The sequence below is a fragment of the Limnochorda sp. L945t genome (assembly GCF_035593305.1).
In the GTDB taxonomy this organism is placed as follows: domain Bacteria; phylum Bacillota; class Limnochordia; order Limnochordales; family Geochordaceae; genus Carboxydichorda; species Carboxydichorda subterranea.
On the sequence record NZ_CP141615.1, the window covers coordinates 109,417 to 130,080 of the forward strand.

The 20,664-nt window shown below is 68.1% G+C and carries 17 protein-coding genes; 3 read left to right on the forward strand and 14 right to left on the reverse strand.

What is annotated here, in order from left to right; translation table 11 throughout:
- Window positions 1-4: 4 nt before the first annotated feature.
- The 14 genes from U7230_RS00490 to U7230_RS00555 all read right to left on the reverse strand — a co-directional run bounded on the left by U7230_RS00490 (window position 5) and on the right by U7230_RS00555 (window position 16,304).
- Window positions 5-982: an ABC transporter ATP-binding protein gene (locus U7230_RS00490; protein ID WP_324716801.1), complete on the reverse strand. Its 978-nt coding sequence runs from the start codon at window positions 980-982 to the stop codon at window positions 5-7.
- Window positions 979-2,382, reverse strand: coding sequence for a nitrous oxide reductase family maturation protein NosD (gene nosD / locus U7230_RS00495; RefSeq protein WP_324716802.1), 1,404 nt, complete (start codon window positions 2,380-2,382; stop codon window positions 979-981). The genes U7230_RS00490 and nosD overlap by 4 nt, the downstream gene beginning before the upstream one ends.
- Window positions 2,379-3,020, reverse strand: a complete 642-nt coding sequence (locus U7230_RS00500) for a hypothetical protein (RefSeq protein WP_324716803.1) — start codon at window positions 3,018-3,020, stop codon at window positions 2,379-2,381. The genes nosD and U7230_RS00500 overlap by 4 nt, the downstream gene beginning before the upstream one ends.
- A gap of 107 nt (window positions 3,021-3,127) precedes the next feature.
- Window positions 3,128-4,966 carry a Sec-dependent nitrous-oxide reductase gene (gene nosZ / locus U7230_RS00505; protein WP_324716804.1) on the reverse strand — a complete coding sequence of 613 codons (1,839 nt, stop codon included), beginning with the start codon at window positions 4,964-4,966 and terminating at the stop codon, window positions 3,128-3,130.
- Window positions 4,967-5,002: 36 nt separating this feature from the next.
- Window positions 5,003-5,434, reverse strand: coding sequence for a cupredoxin domain-containing protein (locus U7230_RS00510; protein WP_324716805.1), 432 nt, complete (start codon window positions 5,432-5,434; stop codon window positions 5,003-5,005).
- 22 nt (window positions 5,435-5,456) lie between these two features.
- Complete coding sequence (locus tag U7230_RS00515; protein WP_324716806.1) at window positions 5,457-6,947, reverse strand: 4Fe-4S binding protein; 1,491 nt, start codon at window positions 6,945-6,947, stop codon at window positions 5,457-5,459.
- The gene (locus U7230_RS00520; RefSeq protein WP_324716807.1) at window positions 6,944-7,447 is read right to left on the reverse strand and encodes a cupredoxin domain-containing protein; all 504 of its coding nucleotides are present in this window, start codon (window positions 7,445-7,447) and stop codon (window positions 6,944-6,946) included. Before U7230_RS00520 ends, U7230_RS00515 begins: the two co-directional genes overlap by 4 nt.
- A gap of 182 nt (window positions 7,448-7,629) precedes the next feature.
- Window positions 7,630-8,976 carry a sigma 54-interacting transcriptional regulator gene (locus tag U7230_RS00525; protein WP_324716808.1) on the reverse strand — a complete coding sequence of 449 codons (1,347 nt, stop codon included), beginning with the start codon at window positions 8,974-8,976 and terminating at the stop codon, window positions 7,630-7,632.
- Window positions 8,970-9,632, reverse strand: coding sequence for a response regulator transcription factor (locus U7230_RS00530; RefSeq protein WP_324716809.1), 663 nt, complete (start codon window positions 9,630-9,632; stop codon window positions 8,970-8,972). The genes U7230_RS00525 and U7230_RS00530 overlap by 7 nt, the downstream gene beginning before the upstream one ends.
- A gap of 56 nt (window positions 9,633-9,688) precedes the next feature.
- Window positions 9,689-10,525: a glycerophosphodiester phosphodiesterase gene (locus U7230_RS00535; RefSeq protein ID WP_324716810.1), complete on the reverse strand. Its 837-nt coding sequence runs from the start codon at window positions 10,523-10,525 to the stop codon at window positions 9,689-9,691.
- A gap of 60 nt (window positions 10,526-10,585) precedes the next feature.
- The gene (locus tag U7230_RS00540) at window positions 10,586-11,893 is read right to left on the reverse strand and encodes an ABC transporter substrate-binding protein (RefSeq protein ID WP_324716811.1); all 1,308 of its coding nucleotides are present in this window, start codon (window positions 11,891-11,893) and stop codon (window positions 10,586-10,588) included.
- A 121-nt stretch (window positions 11,894-12,014) separates the two neighbouring features.
- Window positions 12,015-12,902: a carbohydrate ABC transporter permease gene (locus U7230_RS00545; RefSeq protein ID WP_324716812.1), complete on the reverse strand. Its 888-nt coding sequence runs from the start codon at window positions 12,900-12,902 to the stop codon at window positions 12,015-12,017.
- Window positions 12,899-13,915 carry a carbohydrate ABC transporter permease gene (locus U7230_RS00550; RefSeq protein WP_324716813.1) on the reverse strand — a complete coding sequence of 339 codons (1,017 nt, stop codon included), beginning with the start codon at window positions 13,913-13,915 and terminating at the stop codon, window positions 12,899-12,901. The genes U7230_RS00545 and U7230_RS00550 overlap by 4 nt, the downstream gene beginning before the upstream one ends.
- A gap of 154 nt (window positions 13,916-14,069) precedes the next feature.
- Window positions 14,070-16,304 (reverse strand): glycoside hydrolase family 3 C-terminal domain-containing protein, encoded by a 2,235-nt coding sequence (locus tag U7230_RS00555; protein WP_449727802.1) that lies wholly within the window; start codon window positions 16,302-16,304, stop codon window positions 14,070-14,072.
- Window positions 16,305-16,627: 323 nt separating this feature from the next.
- Here U7230_RS00555 and U7230_RS00560 point away from each other — a divergent pair, with 323 nt between their 5' ends.
- From U7230_RS00560 to U7230_RS00570, 3 genes are all read left to right on the forward strand, one after another.
- Window positions 16,628-17,728, forward strand: coding sequence for a LacI family DNA-binding transcriptional regulator (locus U7230_RS00560; RefSeq protein WP_324716815.1), 1,101 nt, complete (start codon window positions 16,628-16,630; stop codon window positions 17,726-17,728).
- Window positions 17,725-18,732 carry an aldo/keto reductase gene (locus U7230_RS00565; RefSeq protein ID WP_324716816.1) on the forward strand — a complete coding sequence of 336 codons (1,008 nt, stop codon included), beginning with the start codon at window positions 17,725-17,727 and terminating at the stop codon, window positions 18,730-18,732. The genes U7230_RS00560 and U7230_RS00565 overlap by 4 nt, the downstream gene beginning before the upstream one ends.
- A 150-nt stretch (window positions 18,733-18,882) precedes the next feature.
- Window positions 18,883-20,592 (forward strand): ABC transporter substrate-binding protein, encoded by a 1,710-nt coding sequence (locus U7230_RS00570; protein ID WP_324716817.1) that lies wholly within the window; start codon window positions 18,883-18,885, stop codon window positions 20,590-20,592.
- Window positions 20,593-20,664: the final 72 nt, after the last annotated feature.

Here is a 20,664-nt window from a genome sequence, read left to right on the forward strand (position 1 = left end):
CCGCTCACCTCGCCTTTCCGTTGGTCGGTACCTCGCCGGCCTGGGGGGATGCGGCCGGCTGGACCCGGCCCATGTAGGCAGTGAGGAGTTCTTCGAGGCTCGTCCGGCCGGTCCGGAATTCGCGCGGGGCGTACCCGGCGCGGTGGAGTTCGCTCAAGAGCTCCAGGGCCCGATCCGCCGTGCAGGACAGCACCAGCTGCCCGCCCGAGTTGGTGCCGACCCGTATCCCGAGCCGCTCCAGGTATCCCCGGGCTCCCGCGACATCGTCGACGGTCACGTGGAGACGGCTCTCGAGGCGCCCGGCCACGGCGTGCGCCGACTCGTCCGCCACGACCCGTCCCGACTCCAGGATGACGATGCGGTCCGCGCTGTGCATGGCATCCTCGAGCAGGTGGCTCGAGACCAGTGCGCACCCGCCCCGCTGCCGTACCTGGGCCAGGATGTCGCGCAGGCGCTGGCGGCCTTCCACGTCGAGGTTGAGGGCGGGCTCGTCGAGCAGCAGCACCCTCGGCTCGCCGAGCAGCACCTGCGCCAGCGCGAGGCGCTGGAGCATACCCCCGGACAGCTCCCGCACCAGGCGAGTCTCCAGGCCCGCCAACCCCACGGCCTCCAAAGCGGCGGTGATCACGCCGGACACGTCCCGCAGGCCCGGCAACCGGAGCGTGGCGAAAAACTCCAGGACTTCCCAAAGCTCCATGGTCTCACCGAGGAAGACCCGTTGAGGCAGGAAGCCGAGTTGTTGCTTGGCCGGCAGCGACCCGGCGGGGTGCCCCAGCACCCAGGCTCTCCCTTCGGATGGCCAGGTCAGACCGGCCAGCACCTTGAGCAGGGTGCTCTTGCCGGCGCCGTTGGGTCCCACCAGGGCCACGATCTCGCCGGGCCCCACCGTGAGGGACACGTGGTCGAGCGCCACGACCTCGCCGTAACGCTTGGACGCCCCCTCCACGTGGAGCAGGGGAACGTCCTCATGGGACGTGTTCATCCCCGTCGTCCCCCTCTCCGCCTGCGTCCTCCCGCCCGAAGGATCCCGAAGCCGGCCACACACGCTGCCACGGAGACGGTCGCACTCCACGCCACGGGTTGCTGCGCTTCAGAGGCACCCAGGCGATCCAGGAGGTCCCGGGGCACCGGGCGAGGCCGCATCACCGGGTAGCGGTCGAGCGCCTGAGGCCGGTCGAGCAGAGGAAAGGCGCGCTCGGCCAGGGCCACCGCCGCCACCGCCGGGCTCTGGAAAAACAGCTTGAGCTCGGGGTAGCTCTCGACCAGGTGGCCGAAGACCTCGCTGGCGTCGAACGGGACGTCGCCCACCCCGTTGCCGTCGAGGTCGTACCCGCGGTACTGGCTCCAGTAGTTGCCCCGGCCGACGCCGTCGTCCCATCGCTGCCGGTGGTTGCCGGGGCTGAGGTAGACGCCTTCCCCGTTGGCCGCGAAGGTATTCGCGACGAAAACGTTGTCCTGAGAACTCGCCAGGATGCGCGCGGCTATCTCGTTGGCCGCCACGAAGTTGTTGCGCAGCGTGCACCGGACCGCGAAGTCGAGGGAGAGGCCGGTCTCGTTGGCGAGCACCAGGTTATCTTCGACCATGGCCCCGTCGGCGTCTTTCAAGAAGAGCCCGTAAGCCCCGTAACCGTAGCTCTTGGCGAAGACGTTGCGCCGCACCACGAGCCGCTTGGAGTACATGATGGCCGAGGCCACGCCGTTGCCGACGAAGACGTTCTCTTCGAAGACGTTGTCGTCGGAGAACATGTAGTGCAACCCAATGCGGCCTCTCTCGATGCGGTTGGACGCAATCCGGTTATGGGAGGCGAACTCGACGTAGATCCCGTCGCGCGGCGTGATGATGTGGTTGTGTTCGACGACGTTGCCGTTGGAGTTGTAGAGGCGGATGCCGTCACCTCGGTCGTGCTCGATCAGTTCGGCCAGGCCTTCGATGCGGTTGTGCCGGATGACGTTGGCATGACCGCCCCACACGTGAATTCCGAAGAGCACGCGACGCAGCGTGTTTCGCTCGATCACGTTGTCGTTGCCCAGCACCTTGATGCCCGATTCGTCCCGCCAAAGGCGGTGCCCGCCTCCCACGACGGTCATACCCCGTACCGTGACGCCGTTTGCTTTGATCGTGATCACGTCGCCTTCGGGGCCGCCGTCCACCACGGCCCCGGGGAGCCCCTCCAGCACCACGCGCTTGTCGATGATCACGTTCTCCCGGTAAACGCCGGGGTGGACTCGGATGACGTCCCCGTTGGACGCGGCGTTCAAGGCAGCAGAGATGGTGGGGTAGGTCGTGGCGCTGCCGACCTCCAGCACGGCGGCGCCGGCGCGCTCGAAGCCCGGGGCGAGCGCCGCCAGGACGCAACACGCTACGGTAGCCCAGCGCCTCACGGCTTTGTCGCTCCTGCCTTTGGGGCGTGCAGGTGCTCGGTGAGGGACGCGCTGCGAGACTGGCGGGCGGGGGCCGACGTGATCCAGGCGTAGAAGACGAGCGCCATGCCCGCCAGGAAAAGGATGGCCCCCCAGTTGAAGTAGCTGAGGGTGGTGAAGTTGGCCAGGCGGTTCCATCCGATGACGGGGGGCATGAAGGGATCGATGCGAATGGGAGCCTTCGGATCGAGGTCGTGCCCGTACCGGTACAACCAGCGGTAAAGGTCGTACAGCAGCAGGAGGAGCGCAGGGCTGGCCGTGACGAGGGCCCCGGCGAGCCAGCGGCGCCGCGTGAGCGCTGCCACTAACATGATCGCCGCCACCGCGACGAAAGCCGGCGGCAGGTAGCGAAACTCGGGGAAGTCGGCGGCGTCGATGGGCTTCATCCCGATGTAGTGATTGAGGCTGTTGATGACGTCGATCCGCCCGCCGAGTTTGTGGGCGTAGACGTGCAGCTTGAGCCCCTCCGGGTACTGGGGAGCCCCGAGTCGTAGCGACCACAAGGGTCCCAGGAAGGAAAGCGCCACGCACAGAGCGGCCAGTAACATCGCCAACCGAGCGCGCCGGTCCAGCGTACCGGCGAACAGCCATCGGCCCATGGTTTCGGGGTACGCCTCCTGTCAATGGGATCAGGACGGGGCAGCCCGGCTGCCGGCGGGCCGTGCCATCACCTCCCGCCGCCGGCAGCCGCATGGCGTGGTGTCCGTCACTTCTTGGGTTTGACCAAGAACCACCCCTGCATCTCCTGGTGCAACGCGGAGCAGAAGTTGGTGCAGTAGAACGGGTACACTCCGGGTTTGGTAGCCTTCACGTGAAGCGTCTTGGTTTCGCCCGGCTCGACCTGCATGTCCACGTTGTAGAGCGGGATGCCGAAGCCGTGGGTGATGTCCTGGTCCATGTCGTTGTTGGTCAGGTGGAAGTAGACGTCGTCGCCCTCGTTGACTTCGACCCGGTCCGGGATGAACCGGCTGCGAATCGCGACGATGTACGCGTCCACGCGGTTGCCCTTGCGGACGACCCTGGCATCCTTCGGATCCCAGACGGAGTTGGGGCGCTTCACGTCCTTGTAGAAGACCACCTCGGGCTTGATCTTGTCTGCCTTGATCATCTGGGCGTAGTGCGGCTCCGGATCCACGGGCGATTCGTAGACGAGCTTCATCTTGTCTCCCGAGATATCGATGAGCTGCAGGTTCTCGGGGTGGCTGGGGCCGACCGGCAGGAAGCGGTCCTTGGCCATCTTGTTGAGGCTCACCAGCCACTTGCCGTCCGGGGAGGTGGTGTCACCCTCGGCGGCGCACAGGTGGCCGACGTTGTAGTGGACGTCCACTTTGTCGATGACTTTCCACTCGCCGATCTTCCACTTGACGATGGCGGAGTCGATGAAGAGGCTGGTGTAGGCGTACCCCTTGTCGTCGAACTGGGTGTGGAGCGGCCCGAGCCCCACGGGCACTTCGGCGACCCGCACCGCCTCATAGTCCAGGATGGGAAGCCCGCGCTCTTCGCCGGCGAACTTCTTCGCCTCGATGGCCGACTTGATCTTCTCGAAGTCATAGACGGTGACGGTCGGTTGGAGCTTGCCTGCCGCCGCAATGTGCCGGCCGTCCGGCGCGACGTCCACGCCGTGAGGGCTCTTGGCCACGGGCATGAGGTAGACGATACCCGGCACCTTGACCGGGTCGATCACCTTCGCGCCGGCGATGGTCTGGAACTTGCCGGCAGCAGCCGCCTTCTCCGCCTCTTTCCAGTTGACCATCACGATGAAGTCCCGGTCCCGAGCGGAGGCGCCGACCTCCAGGGTCTCGTACGCTTCCTCGGTGTTGTACGTCGTGAGGAAGTACCAGCCGTCGCTGACCTTCTTACCGGCGTCGCCGAGATCGAAGGACCACGGAGGCAGCAAGAGCTCCCAGGCGAGTTCCATGTGGCCCGACTTGGGATCGATCTTCACGCCCGCGAGCACGCCGTAGTACTTGCTCTTGAACTCCTGGATGGGAACGTAGGTGCCCGCGGGAACGGGCGTGGCAAACCGGGACCCCATGAACAGGTACTCCGTGTTGGGCGTCACGAAGGTGGCGGAGTGGGGGCCCATGATGTTGGGAACGGGCCCGAGGATCTGTTCGGTGTAAAACGTCTTGAGGTTGATCCGGGCCACCCGGTTGTTGGCGTTGTCGTTGACGAACAGCCACCGCCCGTCATACTCGCCGTTGGTCTCCGACAGCGCCGGGTGGTGAACGTCTCCCCAGGTGAGCCCTCCCAGCATCGCCTTGGTCTCTTCGTCGTAGCCGTACCCCCAGGCGGGGTCGGGCGTGAAGACGGGGATCGTGCGAATCCGCCGCATGGACGGCACCCCGTAGACGAATACCTGCCCCGAGTGCCCGCCCGAAGCGAAGAGATAGTACTCGTCCAGCTTGCCCGGTGGGACGAGCGCCTTGCTCGCATCCCCGCCGGGGGTCTCCTTGCCGCCGAACAAGGAGAAGCCGGACAGGAGGGTGACGAGCACGAGCGCCGCCAGGCCCCAGACTACGTGCTTCAGATGACTTCGACGCATGGCCTTCCATGTCCCCCCAATGTCAGGATTGCGGACTCACGGTTTGACGACGAGCTGGCCCACCATGTTGCGGTGTAGCGCACTGCAGCGCACGTTGCACTGGAACGGGAACGTCCCTGCGCGATCGGCGACGAACTCCACGACCCGCGAGGTCCCTGGGAAGATGGGGCCCGTGTCGATACCGAAGTCGAGGAGCTGGAAGCTGTGCGTTACGTCGTAGCTGGTAAGCTTGATCCGTACCCGATCTCCCCTGCGCACCTCGAGGTAGGACGGCTGGAATCCGCCATCCTCGAAGATGCGGATGACGATGTGGAACTCGTTGGGCGCCGCGAGCGCCGGTCGCACCGCCCTTTCGTACCCGAAGATGGCGAGGGGCGCGCCGACGACGGCCAGGAAGACCAGGATGCCGGCCATCACCTCCTGACGAGCGCTTTTCCTGCCGTCTCCGCGAGTTGCCAACCGTCCCACCGCCTGTCCTCCCCCGGTGCTTTCAGCCGAGGTACAGCCAAAGGAAAAGCTCCGCCAATCCCGTCAGGTACACGGCCAACGGCACGGACGCCAGGGCCGCGGCCCGGGTGTCGCCCTGGAAGTCGGATCGTAAGATGCGAAAGCCGCTCAGCACGCCCCATCCGAGCCCCACGAGCAGCACGGGCAACTGCAGGAAGGGCACCCAGCCCGGCACATAGGGCGTCCAGGGATAGGATGCGGTGCCGAGCAGGTTCCAACCCCAACCGAAGGGGTCCGAGATGGTGGGGACCGCGTAGGAGAGGTTGGGCAACACGAAAGAGAGGCTGAAGGCGATCCAGGCCATCAGCCCGAAGGGCACCAGCGCGTACGAAGCGTCGACGAAGAGCTCCTTGAGCGGGATGCGATGCCCCAAGCGCCCCGCAATCCAGCGGCCCAGCACCGTGGCTACCAGGTGGAGCAGGGGACCGGCCACGAGCGTGGTCAACAAGAACCCGGCGGCGTACACGACGAACCCTTCCGGTTGCCTGAGGCTGGCCCAATCCTTCAAGAACCCGTGGGGCCCGAGCATCACGAGCGAGTAAGCGAGAGCGCTGCCCAGCATGATGAACGCCTTGTAGGCCTCGTCGATCTTGCGCCCCTTCTGGACGTACAGGTCGAGACCGAAGGGGCGAGCGTTGATGGTGATGTTGTCGTACGGGCAGGCCTTGATGCACTCGGTGCAAAGGATGCAGTAGTTGTTGCGCTCCATGGGGGCGCCCGGGAACTCCGACATGGGACACGGGTATCCGCCCTGCCCGCCCACTGCGAGACTCTCGGCGGTGCTGCCACGGAAGCACGACTTGAACTTGCATGCCAGGCAGGTCTCTGCGCTGCGCCGCCGGAGCTCCACGGGCGCAACCATGGAGTAGAGGCCGAGGAAGCCCCCCACGGGACAGAGGTAGCGACAAAAGGCGCGCCGCTCGTAAACCGGGTGCATGACGATGGCGAGCACGAACAGCCCCAGGAGCAGGGCGCCGGTCACCACCGGGCTGGTGGTCACGATAGCACTGAAGAGCGCGATGGAAAGGAACCCGAAGTTGGCGAGCCACAGATTGCGCAGCCGCCTCGGCCAGCGCCGGTTGAGGCCCCGGGGAGCGCCGTCGTGATGGCCGATGAACCGGCGGCGAGCCAACCACTCGCCCAGGGAGGGGATGGGGCAGGCGGTGCACCAGACCCGGGCCCCGAAGGGGACGAGCAGCATGATGAGCAGGGCCCACCAGACGATCCAGACGAAGACGACGGCGAAGTTTTTCGCGCCGATGGGGATACCGAAAAGCCCGCTCGCGATGATGACGACGAAGGCCAGTAGCCCGGGCCACATCAAGGCGAACTGGAACCAGCGCTGATGCAACAGCCGCGACAGGCGCGGCCAGCGCCGGAGGAGATCCCGTTTGAACACGCCGCGCGGCAGCGGGCGGGCTGTGACGGCAGCGGCTTCGGACGTTCCGGCAGGTCCCATGGCGCTTGTGTTCAACCGCCCTTTCTCCACCAGGCGTAAGCAACTGCCCCGAGGCCGACGATGGCGGCCAGCACACCGCCCGTGTGGAAGAGCCGGTTGGGTTGAACGACGATCTCTCCCACCATGAACGGGTGCAAGGGCCCGCAGATGACGGAACACCGGTAGCGCAGCTTACCCGGGCGATCGGCCACGAAAGAGACGACGCCTTCCTCCATCGGCGGCACTCGGATGTTGATCCCGTAGGCGTCGAGGTAGAGGCCGTGGGTGATGTCGAGCGAGCGCACCCTCAACGTGACCCGGTCCCCGAGGTTGACGTAGATGCGAGGAGGATCGAACGCGAACTGCCGGGCGGTGATGACGAACTCCCGCTCCTGTCCTCCCGCGGAGCCGGCGAAAGAGGGAAACAGCCAACTGACGGCCATGATCGCCGCGATGATGGCCGTGATCCCGATTAGCTTTGCCCGCCTGGGGGCGGGACGCTTCCGGCCCGCGGTCCGGGTGAGGCTCGACTTCACGCGGATGCCCTCCCGGGTACCAGGCTACAGGGAGGCGGGCAAGGCGTCTGTCGGGCGAAAGCCCAAATTCGTGGCTACCGATCCGCGAGGATTTGCAACGTTTCCTCGCGATCGACGCGAGCGGTGCAACGAAATGTTGCAGGGCGCAACCCGCCTGCAGCGTCCCGGAACGGCCCGGGTTCTCATGAAGCCCGGGGTCGCTGTAAGCCGAACCGCTTCATGCGCCGCCAGAGCGTGGTCCGGTTGATGCCGAGCGCCCGGGCGCACTGGCCGATCTGCCAGTGGTGGGCTTCGAGCGCTTGCAGGAGCTGCTCGCGCGAAAGCGCCCCCGCGTTGGGCGCAAGCGCCGGGTCGGGGGAAGCGGGCGAGCGAGGGTGGGGGAGAACCAGGTGGGGCGCATCGATGGCCGGCCCCTGAGCCAGGATGGCGGCAGCCCTCAGGACCCTTTCCAGTTCCCGGACGTTGCCGGGGAAGGGGTACGACATGAGGCGGGCCAGGGCGGCACCTGTCAGCTGGGGGAGGGGCTGGGCCTGCGGAGTCATGTCGGCCAGGATCTTCTCCGCCAGGAGGGGGATGTCGTCCAACCGGTCCACGAGAGGCGGCAACACGACCCGCCGCTGCTGCAACGCTGCGGCCAGGCCTTTGTCGAAGCTGCCCGTGACGACCAGATCCTCCAGGCGGTGGTGCGTGCCGGCGACGATCCGAACGTCGGGCCATTGACCGGGGCGCCAGGCGTCGAGGTGGCGGGCCAGCGCGGCCTGGCAATCGGCGGGGAGGTCCGCGACGTCCTCCACGAACAGCGTGCCTTCATGAGCGAGATGCAGCGCGCCCACCGGCGCATGGCCATGGGCGCCGGAGTGGTCCCGATCCCCGAGCAGCCGCTCCCGCACTGTGACAGGGGGGAGGCCTTCGGTGAGCACGGGCACGAAGGGGCCTGCCGACCGGATGCCGAGCTCGTGGAGAGTGAGGGCTACCCAATCGGTCTCCGTGCCCGGGGGGCCTTGCACGAGAATCGGCCACTCGCTGTCGCGCAGCGCCTCGAGCGCCTCGTACAGCCGGAGCATGGGGCGACTCGCCCCGACGAGGCGCCCGTAGCCCTTGCACCGATCCCGTTCCCGTTGGTCCACCCCCGGGCGACTTCCGAGCTCTGCAGTGACGTCCCGCAAGATGCGGACCGCGGCCAGGATGCGGTTACCGCGCCCCGTGAGCGGGACGGTACGGACTCGGACCAGCCGCACGCGCCCGTCCTTGGAGAGTACCGGGCTTTCGAAGTCCTCCGGCGGCCGCCGGGTGGCGAACAACCCCTCGATGTCGCACACCCTGCGGCAAAAACGCCCGGCGCACACCTCGAAACAGCGGCTCCCCAGGGCCTCCTGGCGGGTGAATCCGGTCAGCTTTTCGGCGGCGCGGTTGAACGCGACGATGCAGAGATCCTCGTCCACCACCATGACCGCATCGTCGAGGGCGTCGAGCGCCGCTTCCAGGTGCTCCAGGCGCTCATCGGACCAAAACGGCAAGCTCGTCAGCACTCCTCCTGTACGAGGCCCCTGCACAGCGCATACCGTACCAGGTCGGACCGCTCGCGCAGGCCGAGCTTTTCGCAAATGCGGCTACGGTACGTATCGACCGTCTTCACGCTGACGCCCACGCGCCTGGCTATCTCCTGGCGCGAGTAGCCGAGGGCGAGGAGCCGCAATACGTGCCATTCCCGATCGGAGAGCTCGGCACGGCCTCGCGGGCCCGGCAGCTGGGGCGAGAGCCCGCAGACCTGCGCCACATCCGGGTCGACGTAGAGCGCGCCGCCCGCCACCGTGCGCACCGCCCTGCACAGCTCGCTGGCGGGGCTCCTGGCGAGGAACAAGCCGCACGTCCCGGCGCGAACCAGCTCCCGGAGCAGGCTCAGCTCCGAGTGCACCATCAAGACCAGCGTGGCAACCGAAGGGCGGCGACGCGAGAGCCATTCGATGGCCTGGGTCTGCCGGGCACGGTGACACGTGCCGAAGAGGACCACGTCGGGCCTGAAGCCGTCGACCACCGCCTGCAGGTCACCGGCATCCGGCAGGTCGGCGACCACCTCCATGTCGGGCTGCCGCTCGAGGATGAGCCGTAGCCCCGTACGGAACACCTCGTGCGCCTCCACGACCACGATGCGGATGCGGTCACGAGCCGGCCGAACACCGCTCACCCCCCGGGGTGCCGTCGCGCGGCGGGACCCCTACCGTCCCGGTTGGGGGGTTCACCTCAGGGGCCTTCGAGTCCTGCTGCGGACGCCGTTGAATAGGGCCGGGCAGGGCCGGGGGCCGAGCCGTCGGCTCGGAGCTGTTGCCAGGACCGCACCGCGGCGAGGGCCATGTCGGGAGCGTCGGTGGTGGCGCCGTCTGCCCCGGCCTCCCACGCCCGTCGCAGGAGCCTCAGGTCGCTCTGCACGCCCCACACCCGCACCTGCAGGCCCTGCCGGCGAGCCGCCTCTACGGCATGAGGCGTGATGCTGCGGGCGCTCGGGCAGATCTGGTCGGCGTTCAAGCGGCTGCACGTCTCCAAAGCGGCGAGCTCGACCACCCTTGTCAGCAGGCCGATGGCGACGGCAGGCATGAGCCGGCGGGCTCGTTCGAGCAACGCCGGGTCGAAGCTCGTGATGACCAACCGGTCGGGGGAGAAGTCTCCGTTGCGGGCGCCGAGGGCCCGGTGGACGGCCTCGGGCGTGCCCGGGGCCTTGAGTTCGAGGACGACCACAGGTGCGTGCCCCTCCTCGGTAGGGGCCAGCAGGTAGCGTTCCAGGAACTCCTCCAGCCGCATGATGCCCGGCGGTTCGCCCTGGGCAGGTTGCAGGCGCTCCGGGCCGTCGGGCCACCGTACGTGCAGGCGGAGGAGCTCTGCCCATGGGAGGCGGTCGACCGGGCCCCGCCCGTCGGTGACCCGGTCGACCGTCGCATCGTGCATCAAGACGGCGACCCCGTCGGCCGTCAGCCGCACGTCCGTCTCCAGGGCGGAGCAACCCATCTCGAGGGCGAGGTCGAAGGCGGCCCTGGTGTTTTCAGGAGCGTACCGGGATGCTCCCCGGTGGGCGATGATCTGCACGGACGTGCCGGCACTCCTCTCCGGGCCGTTCGGCGGCCGGGCGGCAACAGGCCGCCGCGCTCACGGGTGCGCCGAGCGGTAGCCTTCCATGAAGACTTCGACGTCGCTCTGCAGCCGTTCGAGAGCGGCTCGGGGCTCTACGGCGGCGCTCGTCTGCACCTGCTCCACGGCCCGCAGAAGGCCCCGCCAGATCAGGGCGTCGGCCGGGTGGATGGGGTGGTCCTTGACCAGCGGCAGCTGGTCGTAGATGATGCGGGCCCGTTCGTTCTGGCGCAGGAGCTGCTGGACGGCGGGCGATTGTACCGCGGAGCGCCGGATGGGGACGTAGCCGGTCTCGGTGGCGATCTGGACCATCCGCTCCGTCGCGGTCAGGTACTGGACGAGCCGCCAGGCCGCCCGCTCGTGCTCGGGATCGGAACGGAAGATGGCCAGCGCGTTGCCGCCGAGGCCCACGGCCTGCTCCTTCTCCTTGGGCATGGCCGCTACGCCCAGCTCGAACTGCGAGCCAATCTCCTTCTCGTAGTATCCCCGTACGGAGGTGGAGCAGAAGAGGAGCGCGTACCGGCCGCTGATGAAGTCACGCTCCGCCGTCTGGTGGCCCATGGGAGGCTCGGCGTGGTACGTGTGCACGACGTCCCTGAAAAAGCCGAGCGCCTTGACGGCGGCCTCCGACGTGAGCTGCGGCCGGCCCGCCTCGTCGAACAGGGTGCCCCCTGCCTGCAAAACCATCGGCCGCACGTACCACGGCACGTCCGCGCACGACCCGAACCCCCACCGGTCCGGCCGCCCGTCGCCATTGGTGTCGGCGGTCAGCCGCTGGGCCATGCGCAGGAGTTCTTCCCAGGTGGCCGGGGCGGCGGCCGGGTCGAGGCCCGTCTGTCGCAGTGCGGTGCGGTTGATCCAGAGCCCCGGGGTGCTCGGCTGGAAGGGGATGACCCAGCGCTGGTTCTTGTACGTGTACCGGCTCCAGAGGCCCGGGATGATGTCCGCGAGATCGACCTGGCTCAAGAAGCGCTCGACCGGCACGAGCGCGTCGGCGTCGACCAGCTGCGGGATGCCGTGACGCTGGCCGAGCTGCGCGACGTGCGGCGGGGTGCGCCCGGCGACGGCCGCCAGGAGCTTTTGGGCCATCTCGTCGTAGTTGCCCATGTACTGGGCCTCGACGCGGATGTCCGGGTTGAGGCGCTCGAACTCCTTCACCCAGCCGTCCATTGAGCCGCCGGGGGCCGACGTGGTCCAGAAGCGGAGGGTCACGGGGGCCGCCTCCGCAACGCCTGCCACCGGGCCTGCGAGGGCCCCTGCCCAGGCCATCCATCCTGCCGCTGCGAGGACCATGGCCACGAAGATGCGACGTACTTGGGGGTTCATGGTATGCCCACCATCCTTTCCGGATGTTGAATCCCTAGATGCCGGGGTTTCCAGGCGCCAGGGCCCAGCGATGCGGGAGCTTCGCGACGGGGAACCGCCCCGGCGGGCGGAGGCGGCCGCTTCACCCCCGGACCGCCCCCGCGGCAAGCCCTTCGATGAACTGCCGCTGGGCTGCCAGGAACGCGACGACCGTCGGCACGGCCACCAGCACCGAGCCTGCCATGAGCAACGCCCAGTCGTTGCCCAGTTCCTGGTTGATGAAGTAGCGCAGCCCGATCTGGACGGGCCGCAGCGCCTCGCTGTTGGTTACGATGAGCGGCCACAAGTAGCTGTTCCACTGGCCGAGGAAGGTGAGCAGCGCGAGGGTCGCCATGGTGGGGCGGCACAGGGGCGCCGCGACCCGCCACACGAAGGTCCACCGGCTGGCGCCGTCCATGAAGGCGGCATCCTCGAGTGCCCTCGGGAGAGCCACCATCGCCTGGCGCATCAGGAAGATGCCGAAGGCGCCGGCCAGGTTGGGGACGATGAGGGCCAGGTAGGTGTCCACCCAGCCCAGCTCCCTCATGAGCAGGTAAGCGGGGAGGAGGGTGGCCTCGCCGGGGATCGCCATGGTGGCCAGGATGGCGGCCAACACGGTCTGGCGCCCGCGGAAGCGCATCCGGGCCAGCGCGTACCCCGCGAGGGTCGCCGTAACGATCTGCCCGGCGACGGAGGCGCCCGCCACCACGGCCGTGTTGAGGAAAAACCGCCCGAACGGTGCCGCCTGCCAGGCGCGGGCGTAGTTGTCCCAGCGCCACTCCTGGGGGATCCAGCGCGGCGGGATGGCCATGAGCTCGCCCGGCCCCTTGAGCGACGTGATCAGCATCCATGCGAAGGGCACGAGGACCGCCACGGCCCCTGCCACCGCGAGGGCGGTGACGAGGGCGCCGATGGCTTCCCGCCCGGCAGCCCCGGTCCGCCAGCGGGAGAAGCCAAGGGCGGAGTGGCGTAGAGCCGGCGCACCGTTCATCCCTTGAACACCCACCGTCCCGAGAGGCGCAACTGCCAGACCGTGAGGGCGACGATGGCGGCGAAGAGCACGTACGCCACCGCGGACGCATAGCCCATCTGGAAGAGCTCGAAGGCCCGGTAGTAAAGGTAGTAAACCACGACCTCGGTGGCGCCGGCCGGCCCTCCCTGGGTCATGACGTGCACCTGGGTGAAGACCTGGAGGCTATCGATGATGGAGATGATGAAGACGAACAGCGTGACGGGGCTCAGCATGGGCCACGTCACGTGCCGGAAGACCCCCCAGGAACCGGCGCCGTCGATGCGGGCAGCCTCCTGGAGCTCCCGGGGGACGCCCTGGAGGCCCGCGAGGAACAGCACCATGGTGTAGCCCGCCGAGCGCCAGACGGACATCAGCGCCACCGCCGGCATGGCCCAACGGGGATCGGCCAGCCAGGGGATGGGGCCCGTGCCGAAGACGCGGTGCAGCAGGTCGTTGAGGAGCCCCACTTCAGGGTGGTAAATCCACATCCAGACGGCCGAGGCGGCCACCGTGGACGTGACGACCGGCGAGAAGTAGGAAGTGCGGAGCACCGTGCGCAGGCGCCGGGTGCGGTGGAGGGCGAGGGCAAGGCCGAGCCCGAGCGCCATGTTGGCCGGGACGGTGAGCAGGGCGTACTCGAGCGTGTGGGCGGCTGCCGTCCAAAACTGGCCATCGCGGGCCAGCCGGGCGTAGTTGGCCCACCCGGCGAAGCGGCGAGCGGGGCTCATCAGGTCCCAGTCGTGAAGGCTCAGATAGAAACTGTAGGCGGCCGGCCAGGCCACGAAGGTCGCGAGGATGGCCAGGGCCGGAAGGAGGAAGAGCCAGGCCTGCACGGCTTCCGAACCGAGCAGCCGGCCTGCGCGCTCGAGCGAGGCGCGCAGGCGGCTTCCTGAAAAGCCCGGCCGGTCCGGTAGAGACCTCTCCGGGAAAGGCGGCGCTGCGGTGGAGAAAACAGCCGGCGACGGCACTTTGGGGGTCATCGCCCGGTGCACGGCCAGGGCCCACCCCGCTTCCGTGGGATAGGTCTACCGGTGCCGCGTTACAGGCGAGCCATGCCGTGTTACGGGGAGGTTGACGCTTTGTTGTGTGCGGGTGAACCGGGGGCACGGGCTGCACGGGCCCGACCCCCGGCTCGCCCCTGACATGTCAGCGCGTCACGGACTGCAGGATGTGCTGGACGGTGGCTTCGTCGACCCGGCCGCCGGTGACGTGCGGGAGTTTCTTGAGCGGGTAGTTGCGAAGCACCCGGCGCATGACGGCAGGCTGCTCCCGGTACCGGCGCATGACCTCGTCGGGCACGAAGCGCTCGAGAGCCTCCCTGCCCCTGGGATCGTCGAGCCAGGCCTGGATGGATGACTCCGCGGTGAGACGGGTATCGGCCAGCACGCCGCCGGTCAGGACGACCGTTGCCTGCACCCGGATGTCCTGGGACGAAGCCCCGATGAGCAAGTCGTACGTCCCCGGCTCGGCCACCCAGCCCCCGCGCTCGGGGTCGTAGTAAGAGAAATCCCGGATGGTCAGCCGGAAGCTGGCCGGACGGGTCTCTCCGGGAGCGAGCGCCACCCGGGCGAACCCCTTGAGCTCCTTGACCGGCCGCGGCAACTGGGAGCGGTGCGGCCGCACGTAGAGCTGCACGATCTCTTCACCGTCGCGGCTGCCGGTGTTGGTCACCGGCACCTGTACCTCCAGCGAGTCGCCGGGTGCGATGCTGGGGCGGCTGAGGCTGGCCTGGCCGTACGAGAAAGTGGTGTACGAGAGCCCGTGGCCGAACGGGAACAACGGCTGCACGCCCCGAGCTTCGTAATAGCGGTACCCGATGAAAAGCCCCTCGCCGTAAAAGACCTTGCCGTTCTCGCCGGGGAAGTTGAGGTACGACGGGTTGTCCTCCAGCCGCACCGGGTACGTCTCCGCCAGCTTACCCGAGGGATTGACCCGGCCGAAGAGGATGTCGGCGACGGCACCCCCGGACGCCTGCCCGGCGAGCCCCGCCAGCAGTACGGCCGGCACCCGGTCGATCCACCCGGCCATGGAGACGGGCGCCCCGTTGTGGAGCACGACGACGGTGCGGGGCTGGACCGCCGCGACGGCCTGGATGAGGGCGACGTGCCCGGGCGGGAGCTCCATGTCGAGCCGGTCGTACCCTTCCGACTCCACGCCGTCGGGAAGCCCGGCGAAGATGAGCGCGGCGTCGGCTGCCTCGGCAGCCCGGGCAGCCGACCGGAGCAGGGCATCGTCGGGCTCGCCGCTTTCCAGGTAGCCCTGGTAGTACGTGAGGGCCACCGAGCCGGCAGCGGCCCGCAACTCGTCGAGCGGCACGTCGACCCGGGTGGGCTGGACCCGGGAGCTGCCGCCGCCCTGGAACTGTGGGGCGACGGCCATGTGGCCGAGGACGGCGACCGAGCGCAACCGGGCCGGGTCGAGGGGCAGCACGCCGCCGTCGTTCTTGAGAAGCACCATGCACCTGGCCGCGGCCCGCCGGGCGAGCCGGTGATGCGCCTCGACCTCGGGCGCCTGCAGGCCGCGGGCCGGATCACGCGCTCCCGGCTGGGCCAGCGCGCGCTCGACGAGGGCCAGGATGCGGGTCACGGCGCGGTCCAGCGCCTGCTCGTCCAGCCGGCCCGACCGTACGGCCTCGACGATGCGACGGTCGTTGCACGGTGACGGACCCGGCATCTCCAGGTCGAGCCCCGCCTCGATGCCTGCGACTCGGTCGTCGACGGCGCCCCAGTCCGATATCACCGCGCCCTCGAATCCCCACTCGTCCCGCAAGATCTCGGTGAGCAGGTGGCGGTGCTGGGAGGCGTAGGTGCCGTTGATGCGGTTGTACGAGCACATGACGCTCCACGGGCGAGCCTGCGTGACCACCCGCTCGAAGGCGGCCAGGTAGATCTCCCGCAGCACCCGCTCCGGAATCTCCGCGCTGATGCTCAGGCGCTCGCTCTCCTGGTTGTTGGCGGCGAAGTGCTTGAGGCAGGTACCCACGCCGGTCGATTGGACGCCCTCCACGTACGCAGACGCCAGCTCCCCGGCCAGGTAAGGGTCTTCCGAATAGTACTCGAAGTTGCGCCCGCAAAGCGGTGTGCGCTTCATGTTGACCCCCGGCGCGAGCAAGACGTGGACGCCCAGCGCCCGGGCCTCGACGCCCAGCGCCTCGCCGACCTCCCGCAGCAGGTCGCGGTCCCACGAGCATGCCAGGGCCGAGGCCGTGGGAAAGCAGGTGGCCGGGATGCTCCGGCCGATCATGTCCGCTTGCTCGATGGGCCGCCGTAGGCCGTGGGGGCCATCCGAAACCGTGATGGAATCGACGCCGAGCCGGGCAAGGGGTTTGGTCGTCCAGGGGGTGGCTCCTGAACAGAGGGCCGCCTTCTCTTCCAGGCTCATCTGGCGGACGAGGGCTTCGATGTCGTGCACGGGGTCTTTGCCTCCTCCGGCGTGGAGAGCTCGGGACGTACCGGCAACCGGTATTCGACGGGTACCATCCCGATCCTGCCCGGGGACGTTAACGGCCACGCGATGGGGAACGGAAGGTCGCGACGACCCGCGCCGAGAGCGCAGGCCATACAAACGTGAAGTAATTCTCATGATCCTTGACACGACGAGCTTTGAGGGGGTGCGCGCGGTCCCGAGAGCACTCGGCAGGAAATCCGGTTACAGGAGCAGAATAAGACGCCCGGAAGTTATCGATAACGAGGACCGAGGGCGCAATGGTGACGCTGGCCGACATCGCAAGGCGCCTGGGGGTCTCCACGATGACCGTCTCCCGGGCGCTCAACGGGCGAGACGGGGTGAGCGAGGAGCTGCGCCGCCGGGTCCTCGAGGAAGCGGAGCGGCTCGGCTACAGCAAAAACCTTCTCTCGGTGGCCCTTCGCCGCGGGAAGACCCGGACGGTGGGGCTCTGCGTGTTCGACCTCTCGTTCCCGTACGCCAACGAGCTGGTGCGAGAGGTGGATCACCTGGCCCGGGCAGCAGGCTACGAGGTGCTGGTCAACTGTTCGCACGGGGATGCGAAGGAAGAGCGGGAAAACGTGGAGGCGTTCCTGCGCCGGCGGGTCGACGGGATGCTGATCGTGCCCGTCGCGAGCGGCCACAACGTGCAGTTCTTCAAGAGGCTGGCGCACCGGGGGGTGCCCCTGGTCTTCGTGGACCGGTACCTGGCGGGGTGCCCGGTGGACTACGTGGCCACTGACAACATCCAGGGAGGATTCCTGGCCACCTCCCACCTGCTGGAGTTGGGACACCGGAAGATCGCCTTCGTGCCTGGCCCTGAGATCGATTGCATCGCCGTGCAGGACCGGTTGGTCGGGGCCGAGCGGGCGCTGGCGCCGTACGGCGATGGGGCGAACCTCACCGTGCTGCAGCCGCAGCGCCCCGTGCCGAGGCCGGAGGACAACGGGTACGAGGCTGTCCGCGACTACCTGCGAGGCGGGGGCCGGAGCGAGGGAGGCCGGCTGACGGCGGTTTTCGCGGTTAACGATAGCGTTGCCATGGGGGTCGTCGCGGCGCTACGGGAACACGGGGTGCGGGTGCCGGAGGAGATGTCGGTGGTAGGGTTCGACGACATCTCGATGGCCAAGTACTTCCAGCCCCCGCTCACCACCATCCGGCAAGATGCCCAAGGCATCGGGCAGTCGAGTATCCGGATGCTGCTCGAGCTCATGGATGGGCGCCGGCCGTCGGGCCGGCGGTTGTTGCTCGAACCCGTGCTGGTGGAGCGGGCGACTACGGCTCCCGTGGCGGGCAGTGGTGCGGAGGCAAGCGGGGCGTCCGGACATCGATCATCCACGGAGGCGGTGACACAGCGATGAACTACCGGTATCTGGGGCGTACGGGGTTGAAGGTCAGCGAGCTATGCCTCGGCACGATGACCTTCGGGCGCGAATCGTCCGAGGCCGAGAGCCACCGCATGCTCGACCGTTTCGCTGAGGCAGGAGGCAATTTCATCGATACGGCCGACGTGTATGCCGCCGGCGTCTCCGAAGAGATCCTCGGCCGATGGCTCAAGGGCAAGCGGCGCGACGACTACGTGATCGCGACCAAGGTGCGTTTCGCCATGGGAAAAGGCCCCAATGACCTGGGGCTGAGCCGCAAGCACATCGTGGCCGCCGTCGAGGCGAGCCTCCGCCGCCTGCAAACGGATTACGTGGATCTCTACCAGGTCCATGCCTGGGACCCGGGCACGCCTCTGGAGGAGACCCTATCGACGCTGGACGACCTGGTCCACAGGGGGCTCGTCCGCTACACGGGGGCCAGCAACTACAGCGGATGGCAACTGCAGAAGGCCATCGACGCGGCACGGGCCCACGGCTGGGAGCCGTTTTCCTGCTTGCAGCCCCTCTACAACTTGCTGGATCGCTCCACCGAGTGGGAGCTCATCCCCGTCTGCGTCAACGAAGGGCTGGGTGTCATCCCGTGGAGCCCGCTGCGGGGTGGATGGCTGAGCGGCAAGTTTCGCCGGGGCATGACCGCACCGCCGGCAGGCACCCGCATCGAGCAGGCGAGCCGCTATGGGTGGAGCGAGAACTGGGAGCGCTACAACAACGAGCGGACCTGGCGGGTCATCGACACGCTGCTGGTGATCGCCGGGCAGGTCGGCAAGACGCCTGCCCAGGTGGCGCTCAACTGGCTGCTGCGCAAGCCCGGGGTAACGGCTCCCATCATCGGCGCCCGGGACACGGCGCAGCTCGAGGACAACCTGGGCGCGACCGGCTGGGAGCTGACCGCCGAGCAGGTCGCCGCTCTGGACAGGGCCAGCGACCCCGAGCTCCCCTACCCGTACGATTTCATCCGCAACGCCAGCCGGGAGCGCTGAGGGTCGTCACGGCGGAAGGGGGGCGGGAGGAAACCGGAGTGACCGGGGGCTGGCCGCTCCCGGAGGAAGTGGGGCGGCGTCCGTAACGGGGCCCGCAAAGGCCCGGGTCTGGGGCCGTGGAGGCCCAGTTTGGAGAGGATGGTGCCCACTTTGAAGCGTACCTGGCGTACCACAGCATTCCTGGGGATGGTCGTCCTGGCCGTGGCCGTTGCAGGGGCCGCGCCGGCATTCGCCCAGGGGCTACCCCGCAATCAAACCCTATATATCGCCGGTTTCCAGTGGGGACCTGCCAACCACTTCAACCCGCTGGCGCCCAACGCTGCCTGGCCGGTGGGCGGCAACGGCAACCCGGATCAGCAGGCGCCGGGTTACGTCTATGAGTCCCTCTTCCTGTACAACATCGTGGACGGGCGTTTCGAGCCGCTCTTGGCCCGGGAGATGAAGTGGGTCGACGCGACCACGCTGCGCATCCAGCTCCAGCCGGGCACCAGGTGGCAGGATGGCAAGGCGCTCACGGCACGTGACGTGGCCTTCACGTTCCAGCTGGCCGAGCGCTTCGCCCTGGGGTACAGCTCGTTCTGGCAGTACGTGAAGTCGGTCAAGGCGGTGGACGACCGGACCGTCGAGATCGCGCTCGACCCGGCGAAGCCCAACCGGCCGCTGGTCGAGCAGTACGTCGCGACGGTCATGATCCTTCCCCAGCACATCTGGGGCCCGTTGGCGGACAAAGGGCGCGCCGAGCTCATGCAGTTCACCAACCTGAAGCCGGTCGGTTCCGGCCCCTACCAGGTGCAGAGCTACTCGGCCGAGCGGATCGTGCTGCAGCGGTTCGAAGGGTACTGGGGCAAGTCGCTGTACGGGATGCCCACCCCGAAGTACCTCGTGCACCCGATCTTCAAGAGCAACGACGCCGGCAACCTGGCGCTCAAGCAAGGGGACGTCGACTGGTCCCAACAGTTCGTGCCGCAGGTGTGGACGCTGCACAACGTCCAGACCTGGTACGACAAGGAACCGTACTACATCCCGGGCTCGATCCCGCTCATGATCATCAACGTCCACAAGAAAGGGCTCGACAACGTCCAGGTGCGGCGCGCGCTGGCGTACTCCATCGACTACGCGCTGATCGCCCGTACCGCCATGTCACGGTACTCGGAGCCGGCGAAGTCGAGCCTGATCCTGCCGACCGGCGTCGAGTCCCAATACTTCGATGAGCAGCTCGTCGAGCAGTACGGCTGGAAGCACGACCCGAAGAAGGCCGTTCAGATCCTGGAGCAGGAGCTCAAGGCGAAGAAGGGGCCGGACGGCATTTACGTGTTGCCGGACGGGACCAGGCTGAGCTTCACGGTGCAGACCCCGTACGGGTGGACCGACTGGATGGCGGCCCTGCAGGTGGTCTCGCAGAGCGCAAAGCAGGTGGGCATCGAGGTGCGCACGGACTTCCCGCAGGCACCCATCGTCTCCACCAACGTGCAGAACGGCAACTTTGACCTGGTGCTCTGGTACGTCTCCCAGGTAGGCGCGGCCAGCCCCTGGACCCGCTTCCGGGACGTGCTGGACGACCGGGGCGTGCCGCCCATCGGCCAGCAAGCGTTCCAGAACTACGGGCGCTTCTCCCACCCCGACGTGGCCGGCTTGCTCGACCGCGCCGCCTCGGCCGGGAGCCCGGAGCAGTTGAAGGAGATCTACGGGCAGCTCGACCGTATCTTCATGGAGAACGTGCCGGCCATCCCGCTCATGTACCGGCCGCTTCTCTTCTACGAGTTCAACACGACGCACTGGACGGGCTTCCCGACGAGCCAGGACCCCAAGGCGCCCCCGATGTTCTACATCTCGGTGCTGCGCCTGGTCCGTCCGAAGTGACGCGCAGGAAGGAAAGGGACCACCCGGCGGCGGCCGGTTGACCGCCACGACAGGCGGAGCGGGAGGGTCTCC